Origin of the sequence: Sinomonas flava, assembly GCF_039531875.1 — a bacterium.
Lineage (GTDB): Bacteria > Actinomycetota > Actinomycetes > Actinomycetales > Micrococcaceae > Sinomonas > Sinomonas flava.
Window position 1 is genome coordinate 119,504 of sequence record NZ_BAAAQW010000009.1, and the last position, 15,657, is coordinate 135,160.

Annotated in this window: 13 protein-coding genes; 10 read left to right on the top strand and 3 right to left on the bottom strand. The window is 71.3% G+C overall.

Translation table 11 applies throughout. The annotated features are described in order from the left end of the window. Positions 1-36 precede the first annotated feature (36 nt). Entirely contained in the window at positions 37-1,350 is a 1,314-nt protein-coding gene (locus tag ABD298_RS14985; protein ID WP_344300559.1) for a CaiB/BaiF CoA transferase family protein, read from the bottom strand. Continuing rightward, on the bottom strand, positions 1,347-2,723 hold the full coding sequence (locus ABD298_RS14990; RefSeq protein ID WP_344300560.1) for an aminotransferase class III-fold pyridoxal phosphate-dependent enzyme: 1,377 nt from the start codon (positions 2,721-2,723) through the stop codon (positions 1,347-1,349). The genes ABD298_RS14985 and ABD298_RS14990 overlap by 4 nt, the downstream gene beginning before the upstream one ends. A 278-nt stretch (positions 2,724-3,001) precedes the next feature. Here ABD298_RS14990 and ABD298_RS14995 point away from each other — a divergent pair, with 278 nt between their 5' ends. The 5 genes from ABD298_RS14995 (at position 3,002) to ABD298_RS15015 (ending at position 9,634) form a co-directional block, all read left to right on the top strand. Beyond that, positions 3,002-4,420 (top strand): helix-turn-helix domain-containing protein, encoded by a 1,419-nt coding sequence (locus ABD298_RS14995; protein ID WP_344300561.1) that lies wholly within the window; start codon positions 3,002-3,004, stop codon positions 4,418-4,420. 170 nt (positions 4,421-4,590) lie between these two features. Beyond that, positions 4,591-6,114: an MFS transporter gene (locus tag ABD298_RS15000; RefSeq protein ID WP_344300562.1), complete on the top strand. Its 1,524-nt coding sequence runs from the start codon at positions 4,591-4,593 to the stop codon at positions 6,112-6,114. 51 nt (positions 6,115-6,165) lie between these two features. Next, positions 6,166-7,431 (top strand): amidohydrolase, encoded by a 1,266-nt coding sequence (locus ABD298_RS15005; protein ID WP_344300563.1) that lies wholly within the window; start codon positions 6,166-6,168, stop codon positions 7,429-7,431. A gap of 138 nt (positions 7,432-7,569) precedes the next feature. Further along, positions 7,570-9,066, top strand: a complete 1,497-nt coding sequence (locus tag ABD298_RS15010) for an amino acid permease (protein WP_344300564.1) — start codon at positions 7,570-7,572, stop codon at positions 9,064-9,066. Between the two features lie 124 nt (positions 9,067-9,190). Next, a complete protein-coding gene (locus ABD298_RS15015; protein ID WP_344300565.1) occupies positions 9,191-9,634 on the top strand; it encodes a hypothetical protein in 444 nt (147 codons plus the stop codon). Positions 9,635-9,662: 28 nt separating this feature from the next. Here ABD298_RS15015 and ABD298_RS15020 read toward each other — a convergent pair whose 3' ends face one another. After that, positions 9,663-10,442, bottom strand: a complete 780-nt coding sequence (locus ABD298_RS15020; protein ID WP_208710553.1) for an IclR family transcriptional regulator — start codon at positions 10,440-10,442, stop codon at positions 9,663-9,665. A 132-nt stretch (positions 10,443-10,574) separates the two neighbouring features. On the opposite strand from ABD298_RS15020, the gene ABD298_RS15025 reads away from it, so the two are divergent. The 5 genes from ABD298_RS15025 to ABD298_RS15045 are packed head-to-tail and all read left to right on the top strand — an operon-like array spanning position 10,575 to position 15,631. Continuing rightward, complete coding sequence (locus ABD298_RS15025) at positions 10,575-11,411, top strand: ABC transporter ATP-binding protein (RefSeq protein ID WP_344300566.1); 837 nt, start codon at positions 10,575-10,577, stop codon at positions 11,409-11,411. After that, complete coding sequence (locus ABD298_RS15030; protein WP_344300567.1) at positions 11,408-12,271, top strand: ABC transporter permease; 864 nt, start codon at positions 11,408-11,410, stop codon at positions 12,269-12,271. The genes ABD298_RS15025 and ABD298_RS15030 overlap by 4 nt, the downstream gene beginning before the upstream one ends. A 36-nt stretch (positions 12,272-12,307) precedes the next feature. Then, positions 12,308-13,426, top strand: coding sequence for an ABC transporter substrate-binding protein (locus ABD298_RS15035; RefSeq protein ID WP_344300568.1), 1,119 nt, complete (start codon positions 12,308-12,310; stop codon positions 13,424-13,426). Continuing rightward, on the top strand, positions 13,407-14,693 hold the full coding sequence (locus tag ABD298_RS15040) for a CaiB/BaiF CoA transferase family protein (protein ID WP_344300569.1): 1,287 nt from the start codon (positions 13,407-13,409) through the stop codon (positions 14,691-14,693). The genes ABD298_RS15035 and ABD298_RS15040 overlap by 20 nt, the downstream gene beginning before the upstream one ends. Then, positions 14,690-15,631: a beta/alpha barrel domain-containing protein gene (locus tag ABD298_RS15045; RefSeq protein WP_344300570.1), complete on the top strand. Its 942-nt coding sequence runs from the start codon at positions 14,690-14,692 to the stop codon at positions 15,629-15,631. Before ABD298_RS15040 ends, ABD298_RS15045 begins: the two co-directional genes overlap by 4 nt. Positions 15,632-15,657: the final 26 nt, after the last annotated feature.

A 15,657-nucleotide genomic window follows, 5' to 3' on the forward strand; every position in this document is an offset into this window, starting at 1 on the left:
CAACACCCAGAAGGGCGAGTGGGAGCGGTGGCGCGGCTACTCGCGGAGCCAGCGCACGACGTCGGCCGTGTCCGCTCCCAGCGCGGGCGGGGCTTGGGTGCGGGGCGGCAGGGGCGGGGTCCAGGTGATGGGGTGGCGGACCTGCCGGCCCACCGCCGCCCCCGAGCGGTCACGGACCTCGACCGTGGGTGCGAGGCCGAGGGACTCGGCGTAGTCGAGCCCCTCCCCGATCCCGGCCACGCGCCCGCAGGGGACACCGAGGCCGGCGAGCTTGTCCTGCCACACCTCGGCCGAGGCCGTCGAGAGCCCGGCCTCGAGCAGCGGGACGAGCTCGGCCCGGTGGGCCACCCTCGCGGCGTTCGTCGCGAACCGCGGGTCCGCGGCGAGCTCGGGGGACCCGATCGCCTCGCACAGTCGGGCGAACTGCCCGTCGTTCCCGGCGGCGACGGCGAGCGGCGCGTCCGCGGTCGCGAGCAGCTGGTACGGCACGATCGAGGGGTGGTCGTTGCCCATCCGCCGCGGGGTGGCCCCGGCGCCGAGGTACGCCTGCCCCTGGTTCGCGAGCGCGCCCTGGAGGGAGGAGAGCAGGTTCACCTCGACCCGCCGGCCGCGGCCCGTGCAGGCCCGCTCGGCGAGTGCCGCCAGGATGCCGATCGTCGCGTCCTTGGCCGTGAGCACGTCCACGACGGCGACTCCAACCTTGGTGGGTCCCGCACCCGGCTCGCCATCGGCTGCGCCGGTGATGGACATCAGCCCGCCGAGGGCCTGGACGATGAAGTCGTACCCCGGCAGGTCCCGCCCGCCGAAGGACCCGAACCCGGAGATCGAGGCGTACACGAGCCGCGGGTTCTCCGCAGCGAGGGATTCGTATCCGAGCCCGAGCTTCTCGAGGCCGCCGGGCTTGAAGTTCTCCACGAGCACGTCGGCCCGCAGCGCCAGTTCCCGAGCCAGGGCGCGGCCCTCCGAATCGGCCAGGTCCAGCTCGACCGATTCCTTGTTCCGGTTCACGCTCTCGAAGTAGGTTGCCCCCGTCGCGGAGAAGGGCGGGCCCCAGTGCCGGGTGTCGTCCCCGGTGCCCGGCCGCTCGACCTTGACGACCCGCGCCCCCAGATCCGCGAGCGTCATCGTCGCCAGCGGCCCCGCGAGCACCCGCGAGAAGTCTGCGACGAGGATTCCCGCGAGCGGGGCTGTGCCCGGAGCGCGGCCCCCCGTTTGGGACGGAACCCCGCGCTGTGGCGCGTGGTCCTGTCCGAAGGAAGGGGCGCCGTCGGCCGGCTCGGTGATGCACGACGCCGCGGGGCCGCCTCCCGCCGGCACCTCACCGCCGGCACGGCCCGGCATCGCGGTCATGACAGCGCCTCCCGCACCGCAGCCTCGAGCACCGCCAGGCCCTCATCGAGGACCTCGGGCTCGATGCCGAGCGGCGGCAGGAGCCGGATGACGTTACCGTGCGTCCCGCAGGTGAGCGTCAGGACGCCGGCGGCGTTGGCGGCGGCGGAGGCGGCCTTCGCGAGGTCGGCGCGGGGGCCGGAGGCGTCGCCGAACTCGATCGCCATCATCGCGCCGCGTCCGCGCACGGACACGACGCCGTCGAGCGCAAGGAGCGGCTCGAACCGTTCGCGCACCGCCTTCTCGACGGCGCGGGCCCCGGCGAGGAGGGCGCCGTCCTCGAGGAGCTCGAACACGGCGAGGGCTGCCTCGCACGCGACCGGGTTGCCCGCATAGGTTCCCCCGAGGCCGCCCGCGTGGACGGCGTTCATGAGCTCGGCGCGCCCGGTCACGGCCGAGAGCGGGAGGCCCGCACCGAGCGCCTTGGCCGAGAGGGTGATGTCCCCGGCGATCCCGTCGTGCTCGGAGGCGAACAGCGTGCCGGTCCGACCCATGCCGGCCTGGATCTCGTCGATCACGAGGACGATCCCGTGGCGCGTCGCGAGCTCCCGCAGCCCCGCGAGGAAGCCCGGGGCGTGGACCACGAACCCGCCCTCGCCCTGGATCGGCTCGATGACCATGGCGGCGAAGGTCTCGGGGCCCGCCGAGGAGAGGACCTCCTCGACGCCGGCCAGGGCCTGGGCAACGAAGGCCGCTGTCCGGTCCGCCTCGCCCGCAGCCGACGGCGCGAGGTGCGCGGGCGCCGTCGGGCCCCGGAAGACCGAGCCCGGGAGCGGGCCGAAGGTGATGCGGTACGGGTTCTCCTTGGCGGTCATGGCCATGGTGAGCTGGGTGCGCCCGTGGTAGGCCTCGTCGAACACGAGGACGTTGGGCCTGCGGGTTGCCGAGCGGGCGATCTTGATGGCGTTCTCCACGGCCTCGGCCCCGGTGGAGAAGAGCGCGGTGCGCTTCTCGAAGTCGCCCGGGGTGTGCTCGTTGAGCCAGCGGCAGACCTCCACGAACGAGGAGTACTCCGTGACCATGAAGCACGTGTGCGTGAACCGGGACAGCTGCGCAGCAGCCCGCTCGGCGACGCGGGGGTTCGCGGCCCCGACGCTCGTCACGGCGATGCCGGCCGCGAAGTCGATGATCCGGTTCCCGTCTACGTCGACGAGCAGCGATCCCTCCGCCCGGTCGATGAACACCGGCAGCGTCACGCCGAACCCGTCCGTGACGTGGCGGCGGCGCTCGGCCTCGAGCTCGCGGGAGCGCGGTCCGGGCAGTTCCGTGGCGAGGCGCCGGGCGCGCGGGGCGACGGCGGCTGCGGAGGATGGGGCGACGGCGATGTCAGTCATGGATCTCTCCCGGTCATGGAAGGCTGTGTGGTTGAGACCACACTAGGGACCGCGCGACGCCCAGTCTGTGGATGTTATGACCCATACTGGGGTCTCATGAGACCTACTGCACAAACCGAATGTGTGCGAGGGGCACGCGCGGCGGCGCAGCCCGGCGGGGCTGGGGTCCCCGCGTCCGCTCCTGCTCGGTTTGCCGCCCGGCGACCCGCGCGCCGCGGCGTGTCCCGCCGCGACACGCCGGTGCTCGTCCTCCGAACTGAGCAGAACCGGACGCGGCGATGATCACCCTCGCTCAGCTCGCGGACGCCGCCCGCGGGGACCTCGTCCCGTACTGGCCTGTCCCGCTGCCGCGCGTGGAGCTGACGGGAGTCCACGTCTCGGAGCTCGAGGACCCGACCGTGTTCCTCGACGGAGGCGAGCTGCTCCTGACCGTCGGGATGCAGCTGGCCGGGCGCGACGGGGCCGAGCGCGCCGAGGCGGCCACCGCCTACGTGCGGCGCCTCGTCGAGGGGCGCGTCGCCGCACTCGGCCTGGGCCTCGGGTCCGGCCACAGCATGGTGCCCGACGAACTCCGGGCGGCGTGCGTCGAGGCCGGCCTGCCGCTGCTGACGGTTCCGCGGGAGTCGCCGTTCCTGGCGGTGTCGCGTGCGTACTGGGAGCTGGTCCGCCGTGGGGGAGAGGCGGAGCTCACCGCCCTGCTCGGCCTCCAGGTCGCGCTCACCCGTGCAGCGTCGAAGGGCGACGCCGAGCCCGCCATCGTGCGCGAGCTCGCCCACGCTCTCGGCACCTGGGTGGCCTACCTGCCGGAAGGCGAGAAGGCGCCGTCGTGCGCGGGGCCCGGAGGACCGGACGACGCCCCAGCGGGCCTGCTGGCCGAACTCGCCCGGGAGGCGGCTGCCCTCCGCGCCGCCGGCCGCGGCGCGACCGCGACGCTCGAGCTCTCCTCAGGGCCGGCCGCCCTGTACCCGCTCTCCGACAGCCGTTCCGGCGGGGCGTACCTCGCGCTGGGCCGCGGCGGGCAGCTGGCCCCCGCGGAGCGGCACCTGTTCCTCACGGCCTCGACCCTCCTCGCCCACCGGGCTGCCGGCCTGCGCCGGGCCGAGGAGGAGCGGACGCGCAGCGACGGGATGCTCGTCGCCCTCGTCCTCGGGGGGCATGACGACGCCGCGCGTCTCCTGGCCGACCAGATGGGAACCCCGCTGCCGGAGTCGGCGTACCTCGCGGTCCTCGACGCCGCGCCCCGTCGCGGCGGTCCCAGCCTCCCCGGTGAGGCGCTCGCGTTCGAGCTCGGCGGCCTCCTGTACGTCCTCCTGCCCACCGACACCCCGCGGCCGCGGCTCGCACCCGGGTCCCGCGGTGCCTGGGGCGGCCCGGTGCCGCTGCGCCGGGTGCGGGAGATCGTCGGGCAGGTGGCGGATGCCGCCGGGCAGGCCCCCGCGGGCACGCTGGTGCGCGTGGGGCACGGTCTCGAGCTCCCCGCGGACGAATGGGCCAAGGCGCTGGCCGACGCGGGCGGCGAGCTCCTCCCGACCGTGCGGGCGTACCTGAAGAACCGGGGCCAGTGGGAGGGGACGGCGCGGGACCTCGGGGTGCACCGCAACTCCGTCCGCAACCGGATCGCCCGGGCCGGCGAGCTGCTCGGCGTCGACCTCGACGATCCCGACGTCGCGGCGCACCTCTGGCTCGCGCTCCGCTGACGGGCGGCGGGCGAAGGGGCTCACAGGAGGGCCCAACGTCCCGGTGTCCGCCTACGCGTGACGGACGACACTTGGCACAGGATGGCAAACGGTGCCAAAAGCACGCCTTTCCGGGCGCATAGTTGAAGAATCAACCATTAAGGCGGCAGCCGCTCCAGCGAGGAGTTGTCATGGCAAGCACCACCCCAGCCCCAGCCCGGACCACCTACCAGGGCAACGACAAGTTGCTCTTGGGAATCGTGCTCGGCGTCATCACCTTCTGGCTCTTCGCCGGCACGATGGGAACCGTCGCCCCGAACATCCTCGCCGACGTCAACGGCCCCTATTCGGACCCTGTCGCGAAGACCTGGAACAGTCCGTTCGTCGGCGTGGACGCAATGAACCTCGCGGTGTCCATCACGGCGCTCTTCTCCGGCATGTTCATCGTGGTCGCCGGCGGGCTCGCGGACCGTGTGGGCCGCGTGCGCATCAGCCTCATCGGCAACGGGCTCGGCATCCTCGGCTCGCTCATGATCGTCCTCGCTACGGGGCCGCTCGCGCTGCCGCTCATGCTCGGCGGCCGTGCCGTCCAGGGCCTTTCCGCGGCGTGCATCATGCCCGCGACGATGGCCCTCGTGAAGACCTACTGGGACGGGCCCGGGAGGCAGCGCGCGGTGTCCATGTGGTCGATCGGCTCATGGGGCGGGTCCGGGCTCGCCGCCATCTTCGGCGGCTACGTCTCGACCCTCGTGAACTGGCGCTGGATCTTCATCGCCTCGATCGTCATCTCGGTCATCTCGATCCTGCTCCTGCGCGGCACGCCGGAGAGCAGGGTGGCCCAGACCGGCGAGGCCTTCAGGTTCGACCTCCCGGGCGTGGCGGTGTTCATGGTCTCGATGCTCGCGCTCATGATCGTGCTGATCTTCGGGGCGAAGATCGGCTGGGCGTCCCCGATCACGCTGGGACTGGCCGTCGTCGCCGTCGTGGGCCTGGCCTTCCTCGTGCGGATCGAGCGGCGGGCTCCCAAGCCGTTCATCGACTTCGCCCTCTTCTCGAATCGCACGTTCACCGGCGCGACGATCTCCAACTTCCTGCTCAACGGCACGATCGGCCTGCTCATCGTCACCCAGCAGCTGCTCCAGCTCGCCGGCGGGATGAAGGCCTCGGACGCTGGCCTGCTGACCCTCGGCTACGCGGTTACGATCATCGCGTTCATCCGCCTCGGCGAGAAGCTCCTCCAGCGCTTCGGGCCCCGGCAGCCGATGATCTGGGGCTCGCTCATCGTCATGCTCGCGGTCCTGCTGCTCATGCCCACCAACCTCCTGCTGGGCACGTACTCGTGGCTCGCCGTCGCCGCCTACGCGCTGTTCGGCCTCGGCCTCGCGTTCTACGCGACCCCGTCCACCGATGCCGCCCTGGCGAACCTCCCGGCCAACCAGGCCGGCGCGGGCGCGGGCATCTACAAGATGGCCTCGTCGCTGGGCAGCGCCATCGGCGCCGCAATCTCCCTCGCGCTGTTCACGGCCTTCGGGACCGGTGGCGCCGCCCAGTTCGTGGGCGACGTGCTCATCAACCAGGGCCGCACCGACAATACGGCGCTGCGCCAGGCCGCCGTCGTCGCCCTCGCCTTCAACCTGCTCATGGTCATCGTCGCGATCGTCTCGATCATGGTCACCGTCCCGAAGGGCAGGGAACAGGCAGAGCCGGCGAAGTGAGGGGCGGAGTAGTCTCAGTCCGACAGCCCCTGCTGCAGCAAGGAGAAGGCCATGGCATCTGCTGAATCCGCACGCACCATCCTTTCCGGCCAGGCGGCGATCGCCGACTGGCAGGAGTCGCTCTACAAGGACTTCCACCTCAATCCCGAGCTGAGCCACCAGGAGGTCCGCACCTCCGGGATTGTCGCCGAGCAGCTCGGGGATTCCGGGTACGAGGTCCACCAGGGCATCGGCGGCACGGGCCTCGCGGGAGTCCTCAGCAACGGCGAGGGCCCCACGGTCCTCCTGCGCGCGGACATGGACGCCCTGCCCGTCGCCGAGGCCACGGGCCTGGACTACGCGAGCCAGGCGACGGCGACGGACGAGACGGGGAAGCAGACGCCGGTCATGCACGCGTGCGGGCACGACGCCCACACGGCCTGCCTCCTCGGCGCCGCCAGGCTCTTCGCCCAGGAGCGCGGCGCCTGGTCCGGGACGCTCATCGCGCTGTTCCAGCCCGCGGAGGAGCTCGGCGACGGTGCGCAGACCATGGTCGACGGCGGTCTGGTCACCACAGTGCCGAAGCCCGACGTCGCCCTCGCCCAGCACATCCTCGTGCACCCCGCCGGAACCGTGAGCACGTACGCGGGCGCGTTCCTCTCCATGGCGGACAGCATCCGCGTCACGCTCTACGGCCGCGGCAGCCACGGATCCATGCCGCACCTGTCGATCGACCCGGCCGTGCTGGCCTCGATGGTCGTGGTGCGGCTGCAGGCGGTCGTCGCCCGCGAGGTCCCGCCGGGCGAGTTCGCCGTGCTGACGGTGGGCCGCATCGCGGTGGGCGCCAAGAGCAACATCATCGACGACCACGCCGTCCTCGAGCTCAACATCCGCACCTACAGCCAGGGGATCCGCGACCAGCTCCTCGCGGCCATCGAGCGCATCGCGAAGGCCGAGTCGGCGGCGTCGGGCTCGCCCCGCGACCCCGAGATCGAGATCTACAACAGCTACCCCCTCACCGACAACGACCCGGGCGTCACCGCCAAGGTCGCCGAGGCGTTCGCGGCGTACTTCCCGCCCGAGGCCGTCGGCGACTACGGGCGCCAGACGGCCAGCGAGGACTTCAGCGACATCCCCACTGCCTTCGGTGTGCCCTACACGTACTGGGGCGTCGGCATGGTCGATCCGGAGGCCTACCGGGCAGCCGAGGCCGCGGGCGAGGTGAGCTCCCTCCCCGCGAACCACTCCCCGAAGTTCGCCCCGGCCCTCGAGCCCACGCTCAGCACCGGCACGGCTGCCCTCGTGGTCGCTGCCTCGGCGTGGCTGGGAAAGGACTGACGGCAAGGACGAAGCATCCAGCCGTCGGAGCCTGCGCAGTGCGGTTCCTCCATCGCGCGATGTGACCTGGATCGCGCATCCTGACGGGGCACTGTGATCGGCACCACGCCGATCGCCCCGGATGGAACGGAGATCCGCATGCAGGCACCTGACAACCTCGCTGCGCCCACCCGAGAAGACCCAGCGGACCGCGCGGCCCCCGGCAGCGGCGCGGTCCGGACGACGGAGTCCGACCCCCGCGCCCGGCTGCGGCCGCGGCACCTGACCATGATCGCCCTCGGCGGCATCATCGGAGCGAGCCTCTTCGTCGGCTCCGGCTCGGTGATCCGCGCGGTGGGACCCGCGGCCCTGCTCTCGTATGCGATCGGCGGCGCCCTCGTCGTCCTCGTCATGCGGATGCTGGGCGAGATGTCCACGAACCGGCCCGTCGTCGGCTCCTTCATGGAGTACGCCCGCGAGGGGCTGGGCAACTGGGCGGGCTTCACCATTGGCTGGCTCTACTGGTACTTCTGGGTCGGGGTCGTGGCCTTCGAGGCGGTCGTCGTCGGACAGATCTTCCACGAGTGGTTCCCGAGCGTCCCGGACTGGACGTTCGCGCTCGCTGGGATGCTCGTGTTCACCTTCACGAACCTCATGTCCCTGCGGTCCTTCGGCGAGACGGAGTTCTGGCTCGCGTCGATCAAGGTGACCACGATCGTCGTGTTCCTCGGCGTCGGCACGCTCTACGTCCTGGGAATCATCCCCGGCTCCACGGGCTCGGTCGCCAACATCACCGACCACGGCTTCATGCCGCACGGCTGGGCTGCGGTGTTCAACGGCGTCGCCGTCGTGATCTTCAGCTACTTCGGCACCGAGATCGTCACGATGGCCGCCGCCGAGTCGGACCAGCCGGCCAAGGGGGTCGCAAGGGCCACGAACACGGTGGTCTGGCGGATCCTGCTGTTCTACGTCGGCTCCGTCGCGATCCTTCTCATGGTCGTCCCCTGGGACGAGCTGCCCGCCAAGGTGAGCCCGTTCGCCTTCGCCTTCGGCCGCTTCGGGCTGCCCGGCGCCGAGCAGGTGATGAACGCCGTCGTGCTCACCGCGGCGCTGTCCGTGCTCAACTCAGGCCTCTACTCGGGCTCCCGCATGCTCTTCGCGCTCTCGAAGCACGGCTACGCGCCGCGCTGGGTGGAGGACCGCAACCGCGCGGGGGTGCCTTGGAAGGCGATTCTGCTCTCGACCGTCGTGGGCTACGTGGCGATCGCGGCGAACTACGTGGCGCCCAAGGACGTCTTCGACTTCATCATGAACTCTGCGGGCTGCGTGGCCCTCTTCGTCTATGCGTTCGTGGCCCTCACGCAGTGGCGCCTGCGCAATCGCATGAGCGACCGGGAGAAGGCCGGGCTGACCCTGAAGATGTGGCTGCACCCGTGGCTGAACGCGGTGGTCCTCGCCGCCGTCGGGCTCATCGTCGTGCTCATGGCGCTCGACCCGGACGCCGCCCCCCAGGTCTGGCTCAGCCTCGGGGCGCTCGGGCTGCTCCTCGTCGTCTACCCGTTCGTGCGGCGCCGCGCCGCCCGGCGCGCGCTCGGAGCGGCTCCCGCGCACGACGGCGGGCGCTCGCCGTCGGCGGCCGGCTCGCCCGAGGCGTAGCCTCCCGCACCCCTGCAGCCGCGTCCCGCTGTCGCGCCATGGCCCCACCCCTGAGTGCGGGCCATGGCGCGATCACGCGATGCGGGCCGTGCTCCCCACGCCGGATGCTGGAGACATGAACGGCATGGCTGTTGAATTCGATCTCGAGACGACCGCGAGCCCCCAGCAGGTACGGGCTGCACTGCTCGACTTCTCTGAGCGCCGCCCTCAGCTGTGGCCCGGGATCGAACCCTCGCTCTACGAGGTGTACTCCGTCGGCGAGACCAGCGCCGAGGTCCGCGAGGGCAGCAGGGGTCCCGGTGGCAACGTGTGGGCCCGCGAGCGCTATGAGTGGTCCCAGGGCGGGGTGCGCTGGACCGTCCAGGCGAGCAACTTCTCGGCTCCCGGCAGCTACGTGGCCGCTGAGATCCGGCCGCGTGCGGCCGGAGGGAGCATCGTCCACGTGACGTGGGACCGGACCGGCACGACCGTGCGGGGGAAGCTGGTCTGCAGGATGATCCGGTGGTCCCGGGGCAAGCCCGTCGCCGCATCGTTCCGGCGCGGACTCGCTGTCCTGGAGCACCGGTAGCCTCCCGAGCCCCGCCGCGCTCCAGCGGTCAGGCCGCGGCCGGGATCCGTCCGCCGAGGAGGCGGGTCGCCTCCTCGGCGGCCGCGAGGAGGGGCTCGACCCACGACTCGCACACCTCGCGCGGCATCCGGACCGTCGGGCCCATGACGGACAGGGCGCCGAAGAGCTCGGCCTGGGGGCCGAAGACGGGCGCGGACAGGCCGCTCGCGCTCGTCACGCGCTCGCCGGTCGTGATGGCGTAGCCGTCCGCGCGGGTCTGGGCGACGGCCTGCCGGAGGGCGTCCGGGCTCGTGATCGTCTGGTCGGTGATGGCATCCAGGCCGGCGGAGTAGACCTCCTGCGCGACCTCGGGGGACCAGGCCAGGATGACGCGCCCCGCAGAGCCGACGTGGAGCGGCATGATGCTCCCCACCTCCACGGCGCGGCGGAGCAGGTGCTGCGTCTGGGCCACGGCGACGCACACGCGCCGGCCCTCCGAAGCCCTGAAGAGGCAGACCGTCTCGGTGAGCTGGTCCCGCAGCCGGCGCAGCACCGGGGTGATGAGCTCGAGATAGTCGATCCCCTGCGTCGCCGGCGCGGCCCAGTGCGCGACCTTCAGCCCGACCCGGTACCTGTCGCCGTGCCGGTCCAGGAGGCCCTCCTGGACCATGTTCGCCACGAGCCGCTGCACGGTCGAGTGCGGAATGCCGGTGGATGCCCGGATGTCCGCGAGGCCGAGCTCCGGGCGGGCCAGCGAGAAGGCGCTCAGGATCGCGGTGATCTTCTTCAGCACGAGCAGCGGTGCGGCCGCCGAGTCCCGCTCTGTCATGGACTGAGTGTAGGAGTGCGCGGTTGCGCCGTCGAACCCGCCCCCGGGGGTTGAGCGTGACGGGGGTCACTGCTACGCTCGACCCATATTCTGAACTTGAACCCACGATGTGGTGAGGTTAGGGGAGTGGGGATGGTCCGGCACACGGCTGTCGACGAGTACGCGGTGGACCTCGAGGGCTGCACGAAGCAATTCACGACGCCCAGCGGTGACACCTATGTCGCGGTGCGCGACATCAACCTCAAGGTCAGGCCCGGCCGGTTCGTCTCGGTCGTCGGCCCCACGGGCTCCGGCAAGTCCACGATCCTGAACATGGCGGCTGGCCTCCTGTCCCCGACCGAGGGGACCGCCCGCAGCTTCGGGCAGCAGGTCAAGGGCGTCAACCGGCGCGCGTCCTACATGTTCCAGCAGGACGGGCTCCTCCCCTGGAAGACCGTGATCGACAACGTCAGCCTCGGCCTCACCATGGCCGGCGTGGGCAAGGCGGATGCCCGGGCCGAGGCGCAGAGGTGGCTCGAGAAGGTGGGCCTGAAGGACTTCTCGGACCGCTACCCCCACCAGCTCAGCGGCGGCATGCGGAAGCGCACCGCCGTCGCCCAGGCGTGGATCGTCAACCCGGACATCCTGCTCATGGACGAACCGTTCTCCGCCCTCGACGTCCAGACCCGCCAGATCATGGAGAACGAGCTCCTGGCCCTCTGGCAGGAGTCCGGCAAGGCGGTCATCTTCATCACCCACGACCTCGACGAGGCCATCGCCCTCTCCGACGAGGTCGTCATCCTCGGCGCCGGCCCGGGCAGCACCGTGGTGGCCTCGTACGACATCACCCTCCCCAGGCCGCGGGACCTCCTCGAGATCCGCGACGACCCGCAGTTCGTCGAGCTGCACCGCGAGATCTGGGGGCGCCTCCGCGTCGAAGTCTCCAAGACCTATCAGTCCTCGGCACTTGCGGGAGGTGGGGCGGAATGACCGTCGCCAACGTCAATCGACAGGGAGCCAAGCCGATGGGACGGTCTGTGGCGGGCAGCTCGGGCTCGCGGGGCAAGGGGCCCCGCACGCGCGCGGCCCAGACCGCAGGGATGCGCCTCCTCCAGCTCGGCCTCGCCGTCGTCGTGCTCGTGGCGTGGGAACTGCTGGTGCGCGCCCGCGTGATCGACCCGTTCTTCTTCCCGCTGCCCTCGGACATCTTCCAGACCGTCTGGCTGTGGATCTCCTCGGGCTACGTCTTCCCGCATCTGTGGATCACGATGCAGGAGGCCCTGCTGGCCTTCGCGGTCGGCGCGGCGGCTGGCCTCGCGCTCGGCTTCGTCCTTGCACGCGTCGCCTTCCTCGAGCGGCTCTTCCAGCCGTTCCTGCAGATGTTCAACGCGCTCCCGCGCGTCGTCCTGGCCCCGATCTTCCTGCTCTGGTTCGGCCTGGGCATATGGTCCAAGGTCGCCTTCGGCTTCACGCTCGTCTTCTTCATCGTCTTCTTCAACACTCTCGAAGGAGTCAAGAGCGTGGACCGGGTGCTCATCGACAATGCCCGCATGCTCGGCGCGAGCGAGAAGCAGCTGCTGCGCCACGTCTTCATCCCGAGCGCCCTGACGTGGATCTTCTCGAGCCTGCACATCAGCGTGGGGTTCGCGATCACCGGCGCGGTCGTGGGCGAGTACCTCGGCGCCTCCGGTGGCGTGGGCTACGCCATCGCACAGGCCCAGGGCGTCTTCGACACCAAGGGGGTGTTCGCCGGGATGTTCATCCTCATGATCGTCGTGCTCATCATCGACCTCATCGTCAACCGGATCGAGCGCCACCTGCTGCGCTGGCGTCCCGCCCAGTCCGCCTAAGAATCCCGCTCCCTGTCCCAGGAAGGACCATTCCCTATGACGTCGTCTCGCCCATCCCAGCAGGCTCCCGCGGTCACGGCCGGCTGGACCCGCCGCCGGGTCCTCTCGGTTGCCGGAGGTACCGCAGCGGCGCTCGCGCTCGCAGCCTGCGGCGCCCCGTCCTCGGCGCCGCCCGGGCAGAACGCGCCCTCGGGAGCCTCCGGGGCGGCCGGCGGCGGATCCGGATCCAAGGTGGTCATCGGCGTCGGCGGCCAGACCCTCCTCACCTACATGGCGGCGACGCTCGCCGAGCAGCTCGGCTACTACAAGGAGGAGGGCGTGGACGTCGAGCTCCAGGACCTCCAGGGCGGGTCGAAGGCGCTCACCGCCATGCTCGGCGGAAGCACCCAGGTCACGTGCGGGTACTACGAGCACACCATCCAGATGCAGGCGAAGAACCAGAGCATCAAGGCCTTCGTCGACATGGGCCTGTCCTCCGGCCTTGCCCTCATCGTGGCCCCCAAGAACGAGGGCAGCATCAAGTCGATCGGTGACCTCAAGGGCAAGAACGTCGGGGTCACCGCCCCCGGCTCCTCGACCGACATGTTCGTCAAGTACCTCCTCTCCAAGAACGGGTTCCAGCCCACGGACGCCGCGGTCTCCGCGATCGGCGCCGGCTCGAGCGCCGTAGCCGCCGTGCAGAACAACCAGGTCGACGCCGCGGTCATGCTCGAGCCCGACATCTCGGTGCTCGCGAAGCAGCTCGGCAAGCAGCCCGTCATCCTCGAGGACGTCCGGTCCGTCGAAGGGCTCAAGGAGGTGTTCGGGACCGACTCGTGGCCGTCCGCCTGCCTGTACGCCAAGACCGACTGGCTCCAGCAGAACGAGGACACGGGGAAGAAGCTCGCCCGGGCCATCAAGCGCACCCTCGACTACATCAGCCAGCACTCCGGCCAGGAGATCGCGGACAAGATGCCGGAGAAGTTCTCCGGGGGCGACAAGGCCCAGTACGCCAAGGTCATCGACGATCTCAAGAAGACGCTGAGCAAGGACGGCAAGTTCACCCAGGACGGCACCGAGGCGGTCCTGAAGACGCAGCGCGTGGCCAACCCCGAGGTGGGGAACAAGGACATCGACCTGAGCAAGACGTACACCAATGACTACGTCTCGGCCTGAGCCCCACCCGCGGCCCGCGGAGGACGGATCCCGGCCGGCGCCCCTGGCCGGGATCCGGGTGCTCGAGCTGGGCAACTACATCGCCGCGCCCACCGCGGGCCGGATGCTCGCCGACTTCGGGGCCGAAGTCATCAAGGTCGAGCGGCCGGGGACGGGTGACGAGCTGCGGAACTGGCGGCTCTACGAGGGCAGCACCTCGATGCTCTTCCGGACCATCAACCGCAACAAGAAGTCCATCGCCCTCGACCTCCGCTCCGATGCCGGGCGAGAGCTCGTGCTGGACCTCGTGCGGCACTGCGACGTCCTCCTCGAGAACTTCCGCCCCGGCACCCTCGAGCGGTGGGGCCTCGGCCCCGACGTGCTGAGCGAGGCCAACCCGGACCTGATTGTCACCCGCCTGTCCGCCTACGGGCAGACGGGCCCCCTGTCGGCGCGGCCCGGGTTCGCGGCCGTCGCCGAGGCAGTCGGCGGGTTCCGCGAGCTCGTGGGCGACCCCGACCGGCCCCCGGTGCGCGTGGGCATCTCGATCGGGGACTCCATCGCCGGGCTCTACGCGGCCTTCGGCTCGGTCATGCTCCTGTTCGAGCGCGAGCGGGCCAAGGGCGCCCAGCGGAGCCTCCCGCTCGGGGAGCGGATGGTCGACGTCGCGCTCAACGAGGCGATGTTCTCGATGATGGAGTCGCTGGTCCCGGACTTCGAGGCCTATGGCGTGCGCCGCGAGCGCACGGGCGGCCGGATGGAGGGCATCGCGCCGAGCAACGCGTACGTGTGCGCGGGCGGCGGCAGCATCGTGATCGCCGGGAACGGGGACTCGATCTTCGGCCGGCTCATGGAGATCATCGGTCGCCCGGACCTCGCCGCGGACCCCTCGCTTGCCAGCAACGCCGGCCGGTGGGCGCGCCGCGACGAGCTCGACGCCGCTATCGGCGCCTGGACGGCCACCCTCGAGCCGAAGGAGGCCCTCGCGGTGCTCGACGACGCCGGCGTGCCCTCCGGGCCGATCTACACGGCCGAGGACATCTGCGGCGACGCGCAGTACGCAGCGAGGAACATGATCCAGCGGTTCGACGTCTCCACCGGGGAGCGCACCATCCCCGACGTCGGCTTCCCCGGAATCGTCCCCGTGCTCGGGGGCGAGTCGCTGCCGATCCGCTCGCTCGGCCCCGAGCTCGGCGAGCACACCGAGGAGATCTGCCGCGACCTGCTGAAGAAGTCCGAGGACGAGATCCGGGCCATCCTGCGCGCGGCCGAGGGGGTGGCGGTATGAGCTTCGCCTTCGCCCCCGCGGCCCGGCTCCGCGACGTCACGCTCCGCGACGGGCTCCAGCTCACGGGCAAGGTGCTGCCGACCGAGCGGAAGGTCGAGATCGTCCGGAGGCTGCTGGCCCTCGGCGTCCCGGCCCTCGAGATCGGCTCGATGGCGCGGCCGGACAAGGTCCCGCCCATGGCGAACACGCTCGACGTCGTGCGCTCCCTCACGCCCGAGGAGCTCGCCCCCTGCTGGCTGTGGGTCGCGACCCCCAAGCACGTCGAGCTCGCGCTCGAGGCGGGTGCCAGGAACCTCCAGTACTGCTTCTCAGCAACGGACGCGCACAACCTCGCGAACATCGGGCGCACCACGGAGGCCAGCCTGGCGGCCATGCCCGCCGCCCTGGACATGGCCCGCGAGGCGGGCGCCGCCGTCGAGCTGTGCATTGCGACCTCCTTCACCTGCCCGTTCGACGGCCCGGTGGACCCGGACCGGGTCATCGCGATCGCCAACGATCCCCGCGCCGAGGGCGCCCAGGGAGTCGTCATCTGCGACACCCTGGGCCAGGCCGTCCCGGCCCAGGTGGCGGACCTCATCGGGCGCGTCCGCGAAGAGACACCGGAGCGGGAGATCGTCTACCACGGCCACGACACGTGGGGTCTCGGCGTCGCGAACACGCTCGCAGCGATCCAGGCGGGCGCGTCGATGGTCGACGGGGCCCTCGGCGGACTGGGCGGCTGCCCCTTCGCCCCGGGCGCGAGCGGCAACACCTCGAGCGAGGACATCCTGTTCGCGACCCGGCCCGACTGGTTCACCCCGGAGGCCCTCGCCGAGCTCGTGCGCATCTCCGAGGCCCTCCTGGCCGACCTCGACGAGCCCAACCGATCGCGCGCGGCCCAGGGGGCCCGATCCCGGGCCCGCGCCTTCGAATGGGTCATCCCCGAGCCAGCACGCTGATTCCCGCCGGCGCACGACGGCGGCCG